The organism is Desulfovibrio sp. JC010 (genome assembly GCF_010470675.1).
GTDB lineage: Bacteria > Desulfobacterota > Desulfovibrionia > Desulfovibrionales > Desulfovibrionaceae > Maridesulfovibrio.
In genome coordinates, this window is record NZ_VOIQ01000009.1 from 1 (window position 1) to 19,755 (window position 19,755).

The window sequence follows — 19,755 nt, forward strand, 5'->3', positions numbered from 1 at the left end:
CGCTGGCAAAGCTCATAAAGTTGCGATGGTCGCATCAATGAGAAAGTTACTTGGCATTTTGAATGCCCTAATTGCTAACGACCAATATTGGTCTGAGCAGCCTGCGTAGCTTGACTTTTGCCACCGTTGCTCCGGCGGCTCTCCGAGGTCCAGAGAAACTTTTTGAAAAAAGTTTCTCTGGACTCTTCAAAAACTTTCATCAGGGCTTCGCCATTTTTAATTCGAAGAACGCAATAACGCGCTACTTGCGAAGCATAATAAAAGATTTTGAAGGGATGGGGTCTGGGGAAGGGAAACTTTTGCAAAAGTTTCCCTTCCCCAGCCGCCGGAGGCATTACAAAATTTCGCTGATAGCAGAAAGGTCGGAGATTTTGCCGACTGTGAGCAGGGTATCACCTGCTTCGATGACTTCTTTTGGACCGGGGTTAAAAACCATTTCGCCGTTGCCTTTCCGGATGGCGATAATGATCAGGTTAAACCGGGGACGAATCTTGGATTCGATCAGATCCAGCCCGACCAGCTCGGAAGAATCGCTAACGAAAAGCTCTTCCATTTGCAAATCAATTTCGCTGCGCATGGTAATATCCATGAAACTGGTCACAGTAGGCCGCAGTACAGATTGGGCCATGCTTACGCCACCGATTGTATGCGGCAGTACCACCCGGTCCGCCCCGGCAAATTCGAGCCGTGAAATACTGGTCGTGTTATTGCCGCGGGCAACAATATTCACGTTTATATTGGACTGACGGGCAATCAGGGTCACGTAGACGTTGGCAGCCTCATCGGACATAGCGGCAATCAGCGTACCGGCATTGGACAACCCGGCCATGCTGAGAATTTCATCATTGGTGGCATCACCTTCAATGCAGGCGATCCCGGCTGCTTCCATCTGGGATACAAGCTCAGGATTATTCTCGATAACAACAATATCCAAACCTTCATCCAGAACTTCTTTGGTCACAATTTGACCGATACGTCCATATCCGCAGACAATTATGTGCCCTTTCAATTTACCGATTGTATTCTGCATTCTGCGTCTCCCTAGAATTGCCTGCAACCGCCCTTCCACCAGCAGTTGGGAAAAAGCACCGATCAAATATGCAAAACCACCCACACCACCGAGAATAAGAATGGATGTAAACAGCCTGCCCTGATCGGACAGAGGCAGCACTTCCATAAAACCTACAGTGGAAAGAGTGATAACAACCATGTAAAAGCTGTTCAGTAAACTCCAACCCTCCAGCCACATGTAACCGATAATACCGCCGATGAAAACAAGAGTCATGTAAATGAAACCGGCGATTAAACCCCAGAACATTCCGAACTCCCGTCTCAAACGAAGCAGCTTTACGAATATGGATTTGGATTTCATTCCTGACAGCCCAGGTTGATTGTTAAACGACACTGTTATCCGAGACTAAGAATCTTCTCCCGCAAGCTCTGAATGCGGTCACGCAGTTCGGCAGCCTTTTCAAATTCAAGTTCTGCCGCGTACTTGCGCATATCTTTTTCAAGCTTACGAACTTCTTTTTCCATTTTTGCGGGATCAAGTCCATACTCGGCCACATCTTCAGCCGCAATCTTGACCTCACCGCCCGACCAGTTATCAGAGTACAATGTTCCCAGCATATTATCCAGTGATTTAGCAATGGTCCGTGGAACAATGCCGTGAGTCTCGTTGTACTCCATCTGTTTGGCACGACGGCGGCTGGTTTCGTCCATGGCAGTGCGCATGGATCGGGTCACGTTGTCGGCGTACAGAATGACCCGCCCTTCGGAGTTTCGGGCCGCGCGTCCAAAGGTCTGGATCAGGGAACGGGTGGAACGCAAAAAGCCTTCCTTGTCCGCATCAAGAATGGCCACAAGGGAGACTTCCGGAATATCGAGACCTTCGCGCAGCAGGTTGATACCTACCAGCGCAACGAATTCCCCGGCCCGTAAAGACTGGATGATCGCCATTCGTTCCATGGTATCAATGTCGGAGTGCAGATACTTGGCTTCCACACCCATCTGATTAAAATAGTCGGTCAGGTCTTCGGCCATGCGCTTGGTCAGGGTGGTGATCAGCACCCGCTCGCCGCGCTTCTCGCGTTCCTTGCATTCGGCCAGCAGATCATCCATCTGCCCTTTGACCGGACGAACTTCGATTTCGGGATCAAGCAACCCGGTGGGACGGATGATCTGCTCCACTACAAGACCTTGCGCTCGCTCCATCTCCCATGGCCCCGGAGTTGCGGAAACATAGACGGTCTGCCCGATTTTGTCGAGAAACTCCTCAAAACATAACGGTCGGTTATCAAGCGCGGAAGGCAGCCTGAATCCGAAATTGACCAAAGTGGTTTTGCGCGAACGGTCACCGTTGTACATGGCTCCCACCTGCGGCACGGCAATATGGGATTCATCCATAAAGAGCAGAAAATCGTCCGGAAAATAATGAATCAGAGTTGCCGGAGGATCGCCTTCCTTGCGCCCATCCAGATGGCGGGAGTAGTTCTCAATGCCGTTGCAGTAACCAATCTCTTCGATCATCTCCAGATCATACATGGTGCGCTGCTCAATGCGCTGGGCCTCGATGAGCTTGTTGTCATTCTTATAGCTTATCAGGGTATCGGTGAGTTCATTGCGGATGTCTTCCCGCGCGCGTTCAAGGTTATCCTGATCCGAAACAAAGTGACTGGCCGGATAGATAACGGTCTTGCGCCTGCGTCCGGTGACTTCCCCGGTCAAAGGGTCGGTTTCAAGGATGGAGTCGATCTCATCACCGAAAAATTCAATGCGCAAAGCCTGCTCGCGGGCATAGGCCGGGATGATTTCGATGACATCTCCGCGCACCCGAAAAGTTCCGCGATGGAAGTCGTAATCGTTGCGCTCGTACTGCACTTCCACCAGCTTATCCATGAGTGCTTCCATAGAAAGCTCCTGCCCTTCTTCCACCGGGATGATCATCTTGGCGTAGAATTCCGGTGAACCGAGACCGTAAATACAGGAAACGGAAGCCACAATGAGCACATCACGCCGGGTCAGCAGGGCGTGGGTGGCGGAGTGGCGCAGTTTATCAATGTCATCATTAATGGACGAATCTTTTTCAATGTAGGTATCGGAATGCGGCAGGTAGGCTTCCGGCTGGTAGTAATCGTAATAACTGACGAAATACTCCACAGCGTTATTAGGAAACAGGGCCTTGAATTCATTGAAAAGCTGGGCGGCAAGAGTCTTGTTGGGTGCCATGACCAGTGTCGGGCGGTTCAGCTCTTTGACCACATTGGCCATGGCAAATGTTTTACCAGTACCGGTAGCTCCAAGCAGAATCTGGTCCTGCACACCGTGCCTGATATTTTCAACCAGTTGCTTCACCGCTTCGGGCTGGTCGCCCTTAAGAGTATAATCACTGACAAGCTCAAAATTGTTCGCCATTATGGTAGGTTCCCGACTTGTGCTGTTATATTAAAATAGTTATGTAGAATTGATTAACAAGCTGACAAGCTCATTAAAACATTCATTTTGCGAGGTAGCAATGATTCCTATAATCCAGATTGAAAACGGAGAAATCCCCAGCCCCCGCGGTTACGCTGTATCCATGGTCATCAAAAGCTTCAAAGGTCGCCGTGATGTAGAAGTACATCTTTTCCGCCCTGAATGGGACGAAGCCGACGCGGCTGAAATCAAATGGGACGGCCTGTTCGGAGCACCCGCAGCACTCGATGCCGTTCCCAATGAAGAAAAAGACCGCAAAATCGTGCTGGAATCCTTCACCATGGAAGAACGCGATCAGGTAGTTGATTACCTCAAGGAACATTACTCCTCAAGGCTGGAATCCATCTTCTCCACCCCCATGGAATTTCCCGTACCCGCAGGTCTGCCGCCCCTTTCCTCCATCACCGAGGGCAAAGACATCGGGCTGATCAAGTTCGAAAAAGTACCCCACTTCGACCTGCCCTTCGCCCTGCGCGGCCTCTATAACCTCGGCGCGCACCGTCCGCTGGTTGAGACACGTGAGGGGGATGATAATTAGGAATGCATCCGGCGGTCCTTCAGGGACCAAAAAAACTTTTAATAGTTTTGACTCTGTAATAGCGCATCAATATTTTATCCAAATTTAAAAGCGGAGGATTCATCCCGAATCCTCCGCTTTACTTTTTGCAAACAAAACCATCTTGACATAATACCACAAAGTAATACCATACTCTTATGAACAAGAAGCAACGCAAAACACTTGAAGCTGTCTTTAAAAACCCGATCAGTCCGTCGATTACTTGGACAGACATTGAGGCGTTGCTGGTCGCACTTGGTGCAACCAAATCTGAAGGAAGAGGATCACGAGTTCGTATTAAACTAAACGGCGTAAGGGCAATCTTCCATAGACCACACCCGGAACCAACTACAGACAAAGGTGCGGTAAAATCTGTTCGCCGCTTTCTTGAAGCGGCAGGAGTAAAGCCATGAACACAATTCAGTACAAAGGCTATCTGGGGAAATTCGACTACGATCCCGAAGCTGACATTTTTCACGGCGAGGTTATCAACCTCAAAGATGTAATCACCTTCCAAGGCCGTTCCATAGACGAACTGAAAACAGCTCTGGCTGAATCCGTTGAAGACTACCTTGATTTCTGCCGTGAAGAAGACGAAGAACCGGAAAAACCATATTCCGGTAAAATTCATTTACGCTTAAAACCAGAACTCCACAGAGAAGCCGCGTCAGCCGCAGCTATCTCCGGCAAAAGCCTTAATGCATGGATTTCAGATACATTGACCGAACGAGTAAAAGAAATTCGGTAAGACGCAAAAGATTCCAGAACCAATGAAAAAGCGGAGGATTCACCTGAATCCTCCGCTTTATCATTTCTAGCTCAAAATTTCCGTTATCAGATCATACTCCCCTTCCATGAATTCCCATCGTCCGCGCAGGGCAGGGAATTCAAGCGCCTCATCGAGCTTTTCCAGAAAGTGATCCCGGCTGACCTCTTCGGCCCCAAGGGATTTGAGATGGTCTGTGGGCTGCTGGCAATCAATGAAATGAAATTCGCGGTTCTGCAGCCAGTGTACGAGATAGGAAAATCCGACCTTTGAGGCATCCGGCTCAAGGAAAAACATGGACTCCCCGGAAAAGACCTTACCCAGTGAAATTCCATAAAGCCCTCCGGCAAGATTGCCGTGGCTGTTCCAGACTTCCACGCTGTGCGCGAAACCGAGCTTGTGCAGCTTCACGTATGCATCGATCATTTCGGGCAGAATCCACGTGCCGGCCTGACCGGGGCGGAATTTGCGGGCACAATTGGAGATCACGGCCTCGAACGCATGGTCGAGGGTGACCGTATATTCCCTTTTCCTGACCTTGCGCCGGACCCGGCGGGAAACATGCAGCTTGTCGAAATTAAGTATCAGGCGCGGATCAAGAGACCACCACAGAATGGGCGAACGCTCATCATACCACGGGAAAATACCCGAGGCATAAGCTGATAACAGCCGTTCCGGGCTTAAGTCTCCACCGACCGCCAGCAGACCGTCCGGTTCCGCCTCATCCGGGTGGGGAAAAATGGGGTCTTCAATCAATCTGTAAACAACCATAATAATCCTTTGGTTTTCCGCCTATACTTTATAATAACTGATTATTATGATTTGGCAATAGAGTTTAGATTATTATATTGGAAGGCAATTTTACTAATCAGCAAAAAAAGGGAAGCTCCCAACGGAAGCCTCCCCTTTGAATTTAATTTATGAATTAAGCAACTATCGGCTACTTGCCGACAGGCTTAAACTTGAAGCTGAGCTTCTCATCCTCGCCCTTGCCCTTGGTGGAAACCTGTACGGTTCCGCCCTTGACCAGCTTGCCGAAGAGAATCTCGTCAGCAATTTCATCCTTGATGGAAGTCTGGATCAGGCGGGCCATGGGCCTTGCGCCATAGGCCGGATCATGGCCCTGCTCAGCCAGCCAGCGGCGTGACTTCTTGTTGACCTCGATGGTCACGCGGTTGTCGAGCAGCTGTCCGTTGAGTTCCTTGATGAACTTGTCAACGATGAGCTCCATGACATCAATCTGCAGGGAGTTGAACGGTACAATGCTGTCCAGCCTGTTGCGGAATTCAGGGCTGAAAATCTTTTCAACCGCCTTGAGTCCGCGCCCCTTGTCTTCGCCGCCCTTCACGCTGGCACCGAAACCGATTCCGCCCTTGGCCATTTCACGCGCTCCGGCATTGGAGGTCATGAGCAGGACAACGTGCCTGAAATCAGCCTTACGACCGTTGTTGTCGGTCAGAGTGGCGTAGTCCATTACCTGCAGCAGGATGTTGAATACATCCGGGTGGGCCTTTTCGATCTCGTCGAAAAGAATTACGCAATGCGGGTTCTTGCGCACGCCTTCGGTGAGCAGTCCGCCCTGATCAAATCCCACATAGCCCGGAGGAGCACCGATGAGGCGGGCCACCGCATGCTTCTCCATGTACTCACTCATGTCAAAACGCATGAAGTGTACACCCATGGTGGAAGCCAGCTGGCGGGCAAGTTCAGTCTTACCTACTCCGGTAGGTCCGGTAAGCAGGAAAGACCCGGTGGGCCTGCCGACCTGCTTCATGCCTGCACGGGAACGGAGGATGGCCTTGGTGATCAGGTCCACTGCCTCGTCCTGCCCGAAGACAACACCCTTCAGGTTCACATCCAATTCCTGCAAGCGGGAACGGTCGGACATGGTGATGCGGCGTGTGGGGATGCGGGCCATCTTGGAGATAACCTTTTCCACATCAGCAACCACAATGCGGTTGTCCTTGCGCTTGCGCTGGCTGAGATTATAGAACGCCCCGGCTTCATCAATGACGTCGATGGCCTTGTCCGGCAGGAAACGTTCATTGATATGCCTTGCGGAAAGCTCCGAAGCGGCCTTGATTGCCGAGGGAGCGTAATTCACATTGTGATGCTCTTCGTAATATGGCTTGAGCCCCTTGAGGATTTCTATGGTTTCTTCCACAGAAGGTTCGCCGATATCGATCTTCTGGAACCTGCGGGAAAGCGCACGGTCCTTTTCAAAATGGTTCTTGTATTCCTCGTAGGTGGTGGCCCCGATACAGCGGATTTCACCGGACCCGAGGAACGGCTTAAGAATATTGGACGCATCCATTGAACCGCCACTGACCGCACCGGCCCCGACGATGGTATGGATTTCATCCACAAAGAGGATAGCCCCTTCCTTATTCTTGAGCTGGGCCAGCACTCCCTTGAGACGGGATTCAAAATCACCGCGATACTTGGTTCCGGCCAGCAATGCCCCCATATCAAGAGCATACACATCGGTATTTTCAAAGGAAGCAGGAATGTTTCCCTTGGCAATGGCAAGAGCCAGACCTTCGGCCATGGCGGTCTTACCCACACCGGGATCACCTACAAAAATGGGGTTGTTCTTGCGCCTGCGGGAAAGAACCTGCAGGGTACGCTCAACCTCGCTATCACGCCCGATGAGCGGGTCAATCTTGCCGTCCCGCGCACGCTCGGTGAGGTTGGTGGTAAATTCTTCCAGCGGAGATTCCTTGTCCTTGCCTCCGGCAGGCTTGCCTTCAGGGGAAGCTCCGCCGTCACCGGTCCGGGGATTGGGGCTTATATCCAGCCCTTCGGCCCAGTCACCGCTTTCGCTTATGGAGTGTGAAATATATTCAAGGATATCGAGGCGCGAGATGTCGTGTGTCTTCAGGAAGTAGACTGCGTAGGAGTCCTCTTCCTCAAACATGGCGGCAATCACATCGCCGACCTCAACCACATCCTTCCCGGCGGCCTTCTTCTGCCAGATAGCACGCTGCAAAACGCGCCTTACTCCCAGAGTCTGGATAACTTCAGTATCCACTCCGGTGGGCAGGGGTTCGAGATTCTCATCAAAAAAACGTTCCAGCTGGCTGCGAAGCTTGGGAAGCTCAGCACCGCACCCGGCGATGATGTCCGCTCCCAACTCCTCCTGAATAATCGCGTACAGCAGATGTTCAAGAGTGAGGAATTCGTGATTTCTGAGCCTGACTTCGTTAACCGCAGAAGTCAATGCCTGTTCCAATGTCTTACTGAGCATACTAGACCTCTTCGATTGTGCATTTCAGCGGGTAGCCTGCCTGCTGTGCAAGCTGCTTGACCATTTCAACGCGTGTTTCAGCAACTTCGGCCGTGTAAACTCCACAAACCCCAACCCCTTTGTTATGGACCTGAAGCATTATTTTCGTGGATTCCTCTTCTGTTTTCCTGAAAACCTGCATGAGAATAGCTACAACAAACTCCATGGAAGTGTAATCATCATTGTGCAGCAGCACCCGGAACTTCCGCGGTTCCTTAAGCTCATCCTCAAGCAGTACATCCGACTCAAAATTTTCTTTATATTCAGCCATTTTTTTAACTTCAAATATTTTTATGTTTGACTATAGTTAACAATAAGAACAATTTCCCCACCTGTCGAGGAAGTTTTGTTTATTTTTAAGCTATAAAAAACCTATTGGGCTATAAAACCTGTACCTTAAAGCAGAACTTTAACTTCTTCAGGGGTAAAAACAAAATTTTCATCCGGGTCCAGTCCGGCTTTCATTCTATGGTCCCGGTTCAGTTCATGATAGGTTTTACGGCACGCATCAGCAGATTCCAACCCGAGCAGATCCGCGCAGGCCAAAATTCCGTCCTCTGTTCCCTCAATTTCAATAAACGGGCCAAAAGGCAACTGATCCAGACAAATATGACAATCCGCAAAAGCCCACTCTTCCCTGATTTTCTCATAACGAAAAACAGGCGCGTACCCCAGAACCTGCAAGGCGGCTACAGTCTCATCAAAATTAGATACCTCGGTCTCATGCTCGATATAGACCTTGGCTTTTCCCGAAACAGGCCCGGAAGGGATTCGCTTGACGGTCATGGTTGTTTTTTCCGCCTGCCGAACGCGCAGCAGGGCCGATCGCTTGTAAAGGGTACGTCCTGGATCATCTAGAACAATGTTGCGTTCATAATGCCGGGTCAGTAGGTTACCACCCTGCACTGCCATGATCTTCCGAGCTTTGTCGTGATCTGCATTCAGATATTTCAATTCGGTTTCAAGGGCCATTTTGCTTTTCTCTCTCAGCTTGAAGTGCTACAAAATATTAATAAATAAATGCCACTGAAGGACTTAAATATGCATAAATTCTTGTACGTCGCGGCAGGCGGAGCAGCTGGAAGCCTCTGCCGCTACCTTGTTTCCGGTGTGGTTCAGCGCATGGCTGATTCAGCTTTCCCGGCCGGGACATTCGCCGTAAATATGCTCGGTTGCCTGTTTTTCGGATTGGTCACCGGGATGTTTGAAGACCGTCTCGGATTTCCGCCTGAAATGCGGCTGTTAATCCTGACCGGATTCATGGGCGCATTCACCACCTTCTCAACCTACATGTTCGAATCCGCCAATCTGGTCAAATCCGGCCAATGGGTCATGACCGGACTGAATATCGGCGGACAGAGCATTCTTGGTTTTTTCTGTATTATCGGCGGGCTGGCACTGGGCAGACTGATAGTTTCCTGATTTCAAATAACTGTATTAACCGGAGTACCTGATATGACATTAACCGAAAAGGCTGTAAGACTCAAAATCTTTACCGGAGAAGAAAACAGGCTCAAGCACCGCCCCCTATATGAAGTAATAGTTGAGGAAGCCCGCAATCAGGGACTTGCCGGAGCATCCGTCTACCGGGGGGTGATGGGTTACGGTGCCAACAGTCAGGTACGTACCACGTCCATTCTCAGACTTTCCGAGGACCTGCCGTTAATCATCGAAATCATCGACAAGGCGGACAAAATCGAAAAATTCACAGAATTCCTGAGCGAGAACATGACCGAAGGTCTCGTCACCTCGGAAGAGATCGAGATAGTAATCCACAAGCATAACAAAGGCGAAAAACAGTAATCAGCCTAGCGGTTGCAGAAATTAACCACCGCTCCGGGAATATTCTTGAGCGGCATGATCTTATCCACCCCACCCAGCTTGATGGCTTCCTGCGGCATACCGAAAACAACGCAGGAAGCTTCATCCTGCGCAATGCAATGCGTTCCGACATCGTGCATTTCTTTCATGCCCTTGGCCCCGTCATCGCCCATTCCGGTCATAATCACCGCAACAGCATTTTTACCGGCACTGGAAGCACCGGAACGGAAAAGAACGTCCACAGAGGGTCTGTGGCGACTGACCAGAGGCCCGTCTTTAATTTCAACATAATAACGGGCACCGGAACGCTTGAGCAGCATATGTTTGTTGCCCGGTGCAATCAGGGCCTGTCCTCGCAAAATACTGTCCCCGTCACGAGCTTCTTTTACGGTAATACGGCAGATTGCGTTCAGTCTTGAGGCAAATGCGGCTGTGAATTTCTCCGGCATATGCTGCACGATTGCTATACCCGGACAATCAAGGGGCATACTCTGCAGAAAATTCTGAATTGCTTCGGTTCCCCCGGTGGAAGCACCTACCAGCACTACTTTTTCCGTAGTCTGCAGGGTTGTGGTCTTGGGGCGGGACTTAGGCAGAACCGCATCAGCCGAAAGCTTGGGCTGCACAGTCATGGGCCGGGCGGAAAGCTTGCGCGGCTTGGTCATGGCTGCGGCTTTAACTACATCACAAACACGGATGCTTGATTCTTCAAAAAATTGCTTGGTTCCGACTTTGGGTTTGGTGATGACATCAATTGCCCCGTACTCAATAGCCTTCATATATGCGTCAGACCCCTGCTCGGTGAGCGTGGAACAAATCACCACCGGGATGGGATGCTGGGTCATGAGCTTGCGTAAAAAGGTCAGTCCGTCCATCTTTGGCATCTCAATATCAAGAGTGATCACATCAGGGATAATCCGCTTCATAATCTCAGCAGCGGCAAAAGGATCTCCGGCACTGCCAACAACTTCTATGGACGCATCTGTTGAAAAAAGCTGCTGCAATGCCTGACGAACCAAAGCAGAATCATCAACAATCAAAACCTTTGTTTTCTTCTTCATAACTAAACCTTTTGATAAACAGTGGGAGCAATCTGCCTGACCGGAAGTTCCATTCCTGAAATACTCTCTGAATGCCCAATAAACAGGTAACCACCTCTGGATAGAGTTGAGCAGAATTTCTGAAACAGGGTGTACTGAGTAGCCCTATCAAAATATATGACAACGTTGCGACAGAAAATTATATCTTTCTGATCCTTAAAAGGAAAAGGCTCCATAAAATTCAAACGTTTGAAATCAACCTTATTCCTTAATTCAGGTTTCATGCGGACCAGCGGCTTAGCCTTATCCTTACTTTTAAGCAGATACTTTTTCTTCAAGGCCATAGGCACCACATCCACTTTATTCATGGGATAAACTGCGTTCATGGCCTTGCGCAGAATATCAGTGGAAATGTCCGTAGCCAGCAATGAATATTTGAAATTAGCATTCTTTTCCGCAAACTCATTCATAACCATGCACAGAGTGTAAGGCTCTTCACCGCTGGAACATCCGGCAGACCAGACTTTGACCGGCCGACTATTACGCTGTGTCAAATCTGGTAAAATGGTACTGAGCATAAGCTCAAAATGTTTCGGTTCCCTGAAAAAATCCGTAGTATTGGTGGTAACCACGTCAATGAGCTGGGTCAGCTCCCTTTCAAAACCACCGGGGCTGAACAAAAAATCGCAATACTGGGAATGACTGGCAAAACCGAGAGCACGCAACCTTTTCTGAAGACGGGCCTCCAGCATGGTCTTCTTGGAAGGCGGCATCTTGATCCCGAATTCCTCTTTGATCAGCTTGCTGAATTTACCGAAATCAGCATCTGACATTTTGGGATTCAAATTCAGCGGTCCCCGGCCCTTATCCTGCTTATCTTTCTTCGCAGCCATCAGCCTGCCGCCTTTACTTCTGCCAGAACTGTCCGGAAAAGTTTTGGAATATCAAGAATCAATGCAAGGGTTCCGTCACCTTTGATAGTTGCGCCGGAAATGCCTTCCACATCTCTGTACACACGGCCCAGACTCTTAATTACAGTCTGGTGCTCACCGATAACAGTATCAACGACAACACCGATCCTGCTGCCTTCAAGCCCGGTAATTACAATCTGCTCAATGGGAGGGGATTCACCCTCAACTTCAAACCACTCGCGTATCCTGATGTAAGGAACAATTTCCCCGCGCAGGTTTACAAACTGCTGCCCGTTGGCTTCCTCCACATCCTTGGCGGTAAGTTCAACACATTCCTCTACAAGTGAAAGCGGAATAACAAAATAATCATCGCTGACCCGGACCTGCAATCCGTCAATAATCGCAAGGGTCAGGGGCAGCCTGATAGTTATGATCGTGCCTTTGCCTTGTTCACTGGTAATGTCGATACTGCCGCGCAGAGAATCAATGGCCCGCTTAACCACGTCCATCCCCACCCCGCGCCCGGAAACATTGGTCACGCTCTGGGCGGTGGAAAAACCGGGCTCGAAAATAAGGTTGAAAATTTCTTTGTCCGTAAGGTCCTGATCAGCTGAAAGAAGACCTTTCTCAATGGCCTTAACTTTGATGGCCTCCTTGGACATGCCTTTTCCGTCATCTTCAATGAGGATCATGACATCGCCGCCGGAATGTTCTGCGGTAAGGGTGATAGTGCCCCGACGAGCCTTGCCCTCTGAAGCACGGGTTTCCGGATCTTCAATTCCATGATCTATGGAGTTGCGCAGCAGGTGCACAAGAGGATCGCCGAGCCTTTCAATAACCGTCTTATCCAGTTCGGTCTCTGCACCATTGGTATGCAGGTCGATCTCCTTGCCCAATTCTTCAGAAAGGTCTCGTACCAACCGCCTAAACTTACTGAAAGTAGTGCCGATGGGCAGCATACGGATTCCAAGAGTGCTGTCCCGGAGTTCATCGGAAAGACGCTCCAGTTCCTCGGAAAGCGCGGTCAATGAAGGATCGCCTTTTGAACTGACTACCTGGCTGATCTGGGCCTGCACAATAACCAGCTCGCCTACAAGGTCCACCAGATAATCAAGTTTTTCCGCCGAAACCCTTATGGATGAAGCGGTATCAACCTTTTTGCGTGCTTTCTTTGAAGCCGTCTTGAATTGCTTGGTCGCATTCTGTTCGGCCAGTGCGCTGTCCACCTTCTCTTTGCTGACCACACCTTTTTCAGTGAGCAACTCACCCAGAGGTTTCTGGTCAGCCAGCACAGCATCAATGGCTTCGGAAGGGACATCCCCCCTTTCCACCAGAATTTCACCGAGTTTCTTCACCGGACCGGCTTCGACTTCTCCATCAATCTCATCAGCTGGAGCAAAATGGTCGGCAACATCTTCACGGGCCACTTCCCGAACATTCACTGTAACCGGAATGTCGGTAAAAAAGAAAATTTCCTCAATAGACATGGAGTCGGAATCACTTTCAAAAACAACATCCCACCATGGCTCAGCGTCTTTATGAAGAACCTTGGAACGAATATCCCCCAGCCGTCCCAGTTCCTGCAAAAGAGAATCAAGGCTGTCTTCATCGACTTCACTGCCCGCAGCAACCTTGATAATAATTTGAAAAAGACTCCGCAGAGGCTGATCTTCAGGTTCTGCGTCAACCTGCTTTTCAGCAGCCGGAGCTTCCGCAGCCTGTTCCTCTGCCGGTTCCGGTTCTTCTGCAGGGGCAGCAGCCTCAGCAGGCGCACCGCCAAGTGCGCCGGAAGCAACATCCTTCAATCCATCCAGAATGCCGTTGCCAAGAGCAAAGTCACCTTCACCGGAAGGAGATTCAAGCATGGAATAAATATGATCGCGAGCAGAAAGAGAAAGGGTCAGCAGGGGTTTTGATATGGCAAGCTCCCCGTTCCTGACCATATCAAACACGGTCTCAACCTCGTGGGTAAATTCGGCAATAGCTTCAAAACCGAACATGGACCCGGACCCTTTAATTGTATGCAAGGCCCTGAAAACGCGGTTGATTATATCCATATCATCAGGAACATCCTCAAGCTCAAGCAATGAGGTTTCAAGTTCACCCAGCAGTTCGTATGCTTCTTCCTTGAAAACTTGAGTGGTCATATCATCGGACATAAAGAATTCTCCAAGTCATTTGAATAGGCTGATAAACACTTCTATTTTTAAACATTTAATCAGTTTCAATCAAGCAGTATAATTATCATACACGTAAAAAAACAAAAAAAGGCTCTTTTCAATCAAAGAGCCTTATGGTTTTTTCTGTTTCTGATAGATAACAGATGACAAAGCATCACTGTTAACCCTTATGTTTACAGCACTTATAACTTCTTACGCCTGGCAAGCATCCTCAGAGTCTTACGCCTGCGGTAGCGGCGCACGAAAAACAGGGCGATAAAATATGAAATAATCGACAGAGGGATGCCGAGCACAACGCCACCGAAAATAAGAATACTCACACCCTGCCAGCCGATATCCATAAAATCTGAAACCTGCCACGCAGCAGGGTCGAAGGCAATGTCGATGGGCAGAAAAAAAGTCCCGATCTTGAATTGTACATAGTAAAACAGCAACCAATTAAAGGGGTTGGAAACCCAGGTGGCAATTGCTGCTGCTATCTTGCTGCTGCGAGTAATAAAGGCCATAACCACTGCGATTACGGTCTGCAGCGGCAATCCCGGAATAACAGGAAAACACCCCCCGAAAACACCGCATGCCACTCCCATGGCAATATTATGAGGTGAGGCATTGATCCGCATCACCTTGAGATAATATAATTTGAAAAGCCGCTTAAACTTTTCCATCCTGCTGTAATCTTTCTGCATCAACTTCCCTTTGCTGATTATTTTCAATTGTTCCCGGATTAATCCAGAACATCAAAACTATGGAATTTCATGGCAAAACCGGCCCTTCCCTGTGTGGCCGATCTCAGATCGGTTGAAAAACCGAACATATTCCGCAGTGGAGACAAAGCCTGAACAATCTTCTGACTGTTACGGTCGAGCATATTTTCAATACGCGCGCCCTTGGCTCCGAGAAGACCGATCACATCCCCCACAAATTCTTCAGGAACAGAAACCTCTACATCCATAATCGGTTCCATAAGCTTGGGAGAGGACGCGCTAAGTGCGGCTTTAAGTGCTTTTCCCGCAGCCATATGATAGCCGGGAACGGATGACTCACCGTCCCGTTTACGCAGCTCAAGGATGCGCACTTTCACATCCTGAACCGGAAATCCTTTAATCACGCCGCTCTGCAAACCGTCATCAACGCCCTCGGCCACCGCGTCCATCCAATCCGAGGACCATGCATCAGGATCAATCTCGAAAACAATATCCCGTCCCGTTCCGCGCTCCTGGGGTTCCACCGCCAGACGCACATAGCCATAATGCTTATCTTCGCCGAGGAGCTTGTCGAATTCTTCCTCGGCCTCGGCATTACCGCCCGGCACTTCCTGATAAACAACCTGCGGTTTACCGGACCTCGGTTCCAGCTTGTACTCACGGCGCATGCGGTCCAGCACAACTTCAAGATGCAGTTCGCCCATACCGGAAAGAATGATCTGTCCGGTATCTTCGTCAGTCTTCAAAGCAAGTGTCGGATCTTCCTGCAGATACTTGTCCAGCACTTCATCAAGCTTATCGGATTCCTCCACATTACGCGGCTCAATGGCCATGGAAATAACCGGCTTGTACAGCTCAATCTGTTCCAGTACCAGCGGTGTGTCTGCAGTGGATAAGGTATCCCCGGTGCGGGTGTCCTTCAGCCCGGCAGCCCCCACTATGTCGCCTATCCCGGCAACATCAAGCCGCTCCTTGCGGCCGGCGTGCATTTTGAAAAGACGGGCTATCCGTTCACCCTTCCCCTGCGTGAAATTTGTAACCGTATCCCCGGCCTCAATCTTGCCGGAATAAATACGCATGAGCACCATCTTACGCCCGGAATCCATGACCACTTTAAATGCAAGAGCCTGAAACGGACCGCCCGCCACAGGCTCAACAACCTGTTCAACGCCTGTTTTAGGATTAATACCGCTGACCTTGGGAGCCTCAAGCGGACTGGGCAGATATTTGCCGACCCCGTCCATCAGCGGCTGCACGCCCACATTTTTCAATGCCGAACCGGCAAAGACCGGAACCAGCTTCAGTTCAAGAGTCGCCTTACGGATAACTTCATCAATATATGCGGGATCAATATCATCTTCCAGATAGCGTTCCATGAATTCGTCATCCACTTCGGAAAGCACTTCACACATGCGTTCCCGCCACGGTGCGACCAAGTCCTCATCCTGTGCGTCCAGATCAAGAGTGTCAAATTCTTCACCGTTGCTGTCCTGATCAAAGACCAGCTTCTTCATGCGGATAACATCATAAACCGCGCTGAATTCATCCCCGGCCCCGTCCGGGACCTGCACGGGCAGACTTTTAATCCCCAGCTTATCGGACATGGATTCGAGCACCGCATCAAAATCAGCACCCAAGCGATCCATTTTATTAATGAATACAAGCTTGGGAACCCTGTAGGACTCGCTCTGACGCCAGACAGTTTCCGACTGCGGCTCTACCCCGCCCACAGCACAGAAAACCCCCACCGCGCCATCCAGAACACGCAGAGAGCGTTCCACTTCTATAGTAAAGTCAACGTGTCCGGGGGTATCAATGATATTGACGGTCTTATCATCCCAATAGCAGGTAGTTACAGCGGATGTAATCGTAATTCCGCGCTCCTGCTCTTCGGGCATATAGTCCATGGTAGCGGTGCCTTCATGCACCTCCCCCAGTCTGTGGATGCGACCAGAGAAATAAAGCATACGTTCGGTAACCGTGGTCTTACCCGCGTCAATATGGGCAATTACTCCTATATTGCGTATCTTTCCAATACCTTTCACAGAAAAATCAGGCTTAGCATTCACAGGTCACCTTCCCGGTCTATAGCTTATTCAGCAACAGCAAGAGCTACACATTCCCGCTTGAAAAAGGAGCAGTTAAAACCATTCCATAGCCAGCAACCTTCCTGACCGTGAGTCAGTACAATGCTGAAATTCAGCAAGGCATCGCCCACAAGCTCAGCAGGGACTACTGCTGCATCGGATTCAACTTCAGCGAGGGAATCCTCATCCACTTCAACAAAATCAACATCAGGATGAACAAAAGCAAGCACATCCATGTCCGGGGAATCTTCTTCCTTACAGACGGATATACTGGAAATTTCCGGGGCACGCCAGTAGCGCACACCGGGACCGTACGGCAGCAGCATGAGATCAGTACGCAGGTCAACAATGGCACCGTCAGAGCCGGAAGACATCAAATGCTCAAGCAGTTCTTCGATCTTGTTCTGCGGCAGTTTGACCACGTCCTCCTGTCCTGCCAGTTCAAATCCGGCCAGCACAGCCTGCGAAATTTCGCCCTCTCCGCCAAAAACCGCAAGCACATTTTTCACACCGGCAGCAAGGGCCGGAACCAGCGCGGCCAGAATACGTACCGGGGAAACGGATTTCGCGTCCAGCAAAAGCACGGTCCACTCCAACGGCGTACTGGTTACTTCAGTTTCAAAGCCGCCGCGCCATGTATTCACGTCCCATGTCTTAAGCGGTGCGTCCGGAGAATTTACTCCGTACACCTGTGCGATGGTCTTTTTCAGCCACGCACGCTGGGGCGGCAGGGTCGCTTCATAAGCCGCGCCAAAAGTTTCGTCTTCTACTTGATATTCCTGCAACCATTCTGGAAATTGAAACATAATAGATGCCTCCGGCGGTGTGTAAATAAAAGCCCGGCAGACTTTTGTCTGTCGGGCTGATTTTGCAATATGTGCGGCAAGACTAGAGCCAGTCAACAAGCTCTTTCCAGCTTCCCTGAAGCCTTTCGCGTTCTTCCTGCGAAAGGGTCTTCTGGTACTCGTAATAAGACATCTCGGCCTGTTTCATGGCATATTTGCGCACTTCGGGCAGATCCTTGAAATTACGGACCACGTAGGCGTAACGCTTCCACGCGGAACCGAATTTTTCCGAACGCCAGAAAAAATCGGCAATATACAGTTCATGGTCAGCCAGAGCACGGCGGCATTTCACAATGTAGGCTTTTGAAGCTTTGGCGTATTCACTGTCCGGATAAGCTTCCTCTACCCTGTAAAAATATTCAAGGGCTTCGTTGATATTGTTCTGGGGTCGGTCAATTGAGCTGAACAGATTGAAGTTACTCAGTCCGATCTGAAACAGAACATAAGGGATTTCCTCGTTACCGGGATGCAGTGCGGAAAATTCCTTGTAGGCTTCAGAAGCATCAAAAAACTTTTTATCCAGAAAATATGCATCACCAAGGCTGATTTCAGCTTTTACAGTATAAGGGCTGAAAGGATAACGGTCCTTAAGCTTGGAAAAACACTCAGCAGCATCATAATATTCCTTCTCCTTCATAGCCTCCACACCGGCTTCATAAAGCTCCTGCGCAGTATCCTCAGGTTTGGGAAGAAAATAATAGTCTACAAGTCCACAGCCGGAAAGACTGATAAGAAGAAAAGAGGCTAAAACAAAAGAGAAAAATTTATTTCGCATTATTTATGTTCCAGATACGCATAAGCGGCAGTGGCTGCTGTGGCACCGTCTCCCACTGCCGTGACAACCTGCCTGCATTTTTTCGAACGGATGTCGCCTGCTGCGTATATTCCGGGAATACTTGATTCCATTTCGCAGGTTGTTTTTATAAATCCATACTGGTCAAGTGCCAGCTCTTTTGGAAAAAAGCTGCACACTGCGTCAAAACCGACAAAAATAAAGACTCCGTCCACATCAAGAACGGAATAATCTCCGGCACTTACATCTTTGATCTCCAAACCGACCACTTCCGTATCACCGACAATTTTCGAAACAACAGAATTCATAACCGGTTCAATTACCGGATTGGACAGACACTTGTCCTGATAAACCTTATCGGCCCTGAATTCGTCCCTGCGATGCACAAGGTAGAGCTTCTTTACAAGCTTGGCAAGATAGATGGATTCCTCAAGCGCAGAATTTCCGCCGCCGATCACGGCAACAACTTTATCACGGTAAAAGTTGCCGTCGCACAGGGCACAGTATGAAACCCCGCGGCCGAGCAATTTTTCTTCGTTGGGAACCTTTAATTTTCTGAAAGTAACACCGGAGGTTATGATAACCACCTGAGTCTTAATATGATCACCGCTGGCAACCACAACTTCATGATACTCGTCTCCGGGAATAACCTGCAGAACTTCATCATAGACATGGTCAAACTTGTAGTCTTTAACATGCCTGTCCATTCTGTCGGCCAGCTCGTAACCCTTAATCCCGTCAGGGAATCCGGGAAAATTTTCAAGCTCATCCGTCAAGAGCATCTGTCCGCCATGGGACATCTTTTCGACAGCAAGAAAATGAACTCCTGCCCTCGCAAGATAAAGGGCGGCCGCCATTCCGGCAGGGCCGCCCCCGATTACAACGGCGTCATAAGACTTCATTATTTACAGAGCCTTGCTGCTGATCATTTCCTTAATGCTGCTTTTGGAAACTGCACCAGTGGTCTGGTCTACAACTTCACCATCCTTAAAGAGGATGAGGGTCGGAATAGCACGGATGCCGTACTTGCCGGGAGAAGCAGGGTTGTCGTCAACATTCATCTTGCAGATTTTCACCTGACCGGAGAATTCTTCAGCCAGCTCATCAATCACAGGGCCCATTGCACGACAGGGTCCGCACCACGGAGCCCAGAAATCAACCAGAACAGGCTTATCACTATTGAGAACTTCTTCTTGGAAATTGGAATCGGTTACCTGCAGAGCCATGATTTTCTCCTTGTTACAGTATTCTGGTGTTGTGCCCTTCTAAAAAAAGGCACATCAAATTGTCTT

The 19,755-nt window shown here is 49.6% G+C and carries 20 protein-coding genes and 1 pseudogene; 6 read left to right on the plus strand and 15 right to left on the minus strand.

The features are described from left to right. Positions 1-109, plus strand: a pseudogene (locus tag FMR86_RS20835) (IS110 family transposase); the annotation flags it as partial. 225 nt (positions 110-334) lie between these two features. On the opposite strand, the gene FMR86_RS11205 reads toward FMR86_RS20835, so the two are convergent. Both FMR86_RS11205 and uvrB read right to left on the minus strand, forming a co-directional pair. Then, entirely contained in the window at positions 335-1,372 is a 1,038-nt protein-coding gene (locus FMR86_RS11205; protein ID WP_163351457.1) for a potassium channel protein, read from the minus strand. A gap of 35 nt (positions 1,373-1,407) precedes the next feature. Next, on the minus strand, positions 1,408-3,414 hold the full coding sequence (uvrB, locus tag FMR86_RS11210; protein ID WP_163351459.1) for an excinuclease ABC subunit UvrB: 2,007 nt from the start codon (positions 3,412-3,414) through the stop codon (positions 1,408-1,410). Positions 3,415-3,514: 100 nt separating this feature from the next. On the opposite strand from uvrB, the gene FMR86_RS11215 reads away from it, so the two are divergent. From FMR86_RS11215 to FMR86_RS11225, 3 genes are all read left to right on the plus strand, one after another. Further along, a complete protein-coding gene (locus FMR86_RS11215; protein ID WP_163351461.1) occupies positions 3,515-4,012 on the plus strand; it encodes a hypothetical protein in 498 nt (165 codons plus the stop codon). A 176-nt stretch (positions 4,013-4,188) separates the two neighbouring features. Beyond that, the gene (locus FMR86_RS11220; protein ID WP_163351463.1) at positions 4,189-4,443 is read left to right on the plus strand and encodes a type II toxin-antitoxin system HicA family toxin; all 255 of its coding nucleotides are present in this window, start codon (positions 4,189-4,191) and stop codon (positions 4,441-4,443) included. Then, positions 4,440-4,778 carry a type II toxin-antitoxin system HicB family antitoxin gene (locus tag FMR86_RS11225; protein WP_163351465.1) on the plus strand — a complete coding sequence of 113 codons (339 nt, stop codon included), beginning with the start codon at positions 4,440-4,442 and terminating at the stop codon, positions 4,776-4,778. Before FMR86_RS11220 ends, FMR86_RS11225 begins: the two co-directional genes overlap by 4 nt. Before the next feature lie 66 nt (positions 4,779-4,844). On the opposite strand, the gene aat is transcribed toward FMR86_RS11225, so the two are convergent. The 4 genes from aat to FMR86_RS11245 all read right to left on the minus strand — a co-directional run bounded on the left by aat (position 4,845) and on the right by FMR86_RS11245 (position 9,054). After that, complete coding sequence (gene aat, locus FMR86_RS11230; protein WP_163351467.1) at positions 4,845-5,567, minus strand: leucyl/phenylalanyl-tRNA--protein transferase; 723 nt, start codon at positions 5,565-5,567, stop codon at positions 4,845-4,847. Positions 5,568-5,736: 169 nt separating this feature from the next. Continuing rightward, positions 5,737-8,043: an ATP-dependent Clp protease ATP-binding subunit ClpA gene (gene clpA, locus FMR86_RS11235; RefSeq protein WP_163351469.1), complete on the minus strand. Its 2,307-nt coding sequence runs from the start codon at positions 8,041-8,043 to the stop codon at positions 5,737-5,739. Position 8,044: 1 nt separating this feature from the next. Further along, positions 8,045-8,353 carry an ATP-dependent Clp protease adapter ClpS gene (clpS, locus tag FMR86_RS11240; RefSeq protein ID WP_163351471.1) on the minus strand — a complete coding sequence of 103 codons (309 nt, stop codon included), beginning with the start codon at positions 8,351-8,353 and terminating at the stop codon, positions 8,045-8,047. 125 nt (positions 8,354-8,478) lie between these two features. After that, the gene (locus FMR86_RS11245) at positions 8,479-9,054 is read right to left on the minus strand and encodes a class IV adenylate cyclase (protein ID WP_163351473.1); all 576 of its coding nucleotides are present in this window, start codon (positions 9,052-9,054) and stop codon (positions 8,479-8,481) included. Positions 9,055-9,123: 69 nt separating this feature from the next. Here FMR86_RS11245 and crcB point away from each other — a divergent pair, with 69 nt between their 5' ends. Then, positions 9,124-9,504 carry a fluoride efflux transporter CrcB gene (gene crcB, locus FMR86_RS11250; protein WP_163351475.1) on the plus strand — a complete coding sequence of 127 codons (381 nt, stop codon included), beginning with the start codon at positions 9,124-9,126 and terminating at the stop codon, positions 9,502-9,504. 33 nt (positions 9,505-9,537) lie between these two features. Further along, entirely contained in the window at positions 9,538-9,885 is a 348-nt protein-coding gene (locus FMR86_RS11255; protein ID WP_163351477.1) for a DUF190 domain-containing protein, read from the plus strand. A gap of 5 nt (positions 9,886-9,890) precedes the next feature. Here FMR86_RS11255 and FMR86_RS11260 read toward each other — a convergent pair whose 3' ends face one another. From FMR86_RS11260 to trxA, 9 genes are all read right to left on the minus strand, one after another. Beyond that, a complete protein-coding gene (locus FMR86_RS11260) occupies positions 9,891-10,964 on the minus strand; it encodes a chemotaxis response regulator protein-glutamate methylesterase (RefSeq protein ID WP_163351479.1) in 1,074 nt (357 codons plus the stop codon). A 2-nt stretch (positions 10,965-10,966) separates the two neighbouring features. Next, complete coding sequence (locus tag FMR86_RS11265) at positions 10,967-11,836, minus strand: CheR family methyltransferase (protein ID WP_163351481.1); 870 nt, start codon at positions 11,834-11,836, stop codon at positions 10,967-10,969. Then, positions 11,836-14,013 (minus strand): chemotaxis protein CheA, encoded by a 2,178-nt coding sequence (locus FMR86_RS11270; RefSeq protein WP_163351483.1) that lies wholly within the window; start codon positions 14,011-14,013, stop codon positions 11,836-11,838. The genes FMR86_RS11265 and FMR86_RS11270 overlap by 1 nt, the downstream gene beginning before the upstream one ends. 203 nt (positions 14,014-14,216) lie before the next feature. Next, entirely contained in the window at positions 14,217-14,720 is a 504-nt protein-coding gene (locus FMR86_RS11275) for a DUF2062 domain-containing protein (protein ID WP_163351485.1), read from the minus strand. 38 nt (positions 14,721-14,758) lie between these two features. Then, entirely contained in the window at positions 14,759-16,807 is a 2,049-nt protein-coding gene (gene fusA / locus FMR86_RS11280; RefSeq protein ID WP_163351487.1) for an elongation factor G, read from the minus strand. Between the two features lie 23 nt (positions 16,808-16,830). Continuing rightward, positions 16,831-17,631: a histidinol dehydrogenase gene (locus FMR86_RS11285; protein ID WP_163351489.1), complete on the minus strand. Its 801-nt coding sequence runs from the start codon at positions 17,629-17,631 to the stop codon at positions 16,831-16,833. A gap of 82 nt (positions 17,632-17,713) precedes the next feature. Then, positions 17,714-18,445 (minus strand): outer membrane protein assembly factor BamD, encoded by a 732-nt coding sequence (locus FMR86_RS11290; protein ID WP_163351492.1) that lies wholly within the window; start codon positions 18,443-18,445, stop codon positions 17,714-17,716. Then, the gene (trxB, locus tag FMR86_RS11295; RefSeq protein WP_163351494.1) at positions 18,445-19,365 is read right to left on the minus strand and encodes a thioredoxin-disulfide reductase; all 921 of its coding nucleotides are present in this window, start codon (positions 19,363-19,365) and stop codon (positions 18,445-18,447) included. The genes FMR86_RS11290 and trxB overlap by 1 nt, the downstream gene beginning before the upstream one ends. Before the next feature lie 3 nt (positions 19,366-19,368). After that, positions 19,369-19,689, minus strand: a complete 321-nt coding sequence (gene trxA / locus FMR86_RS11300; protein WP_136672129.1) for a thioredoxin — start codon at positions 19,687-19,689, stop codon at positions 19,369-19,371. Positions 19,690-19,755 lie beyond the last annotated feature (66 nt).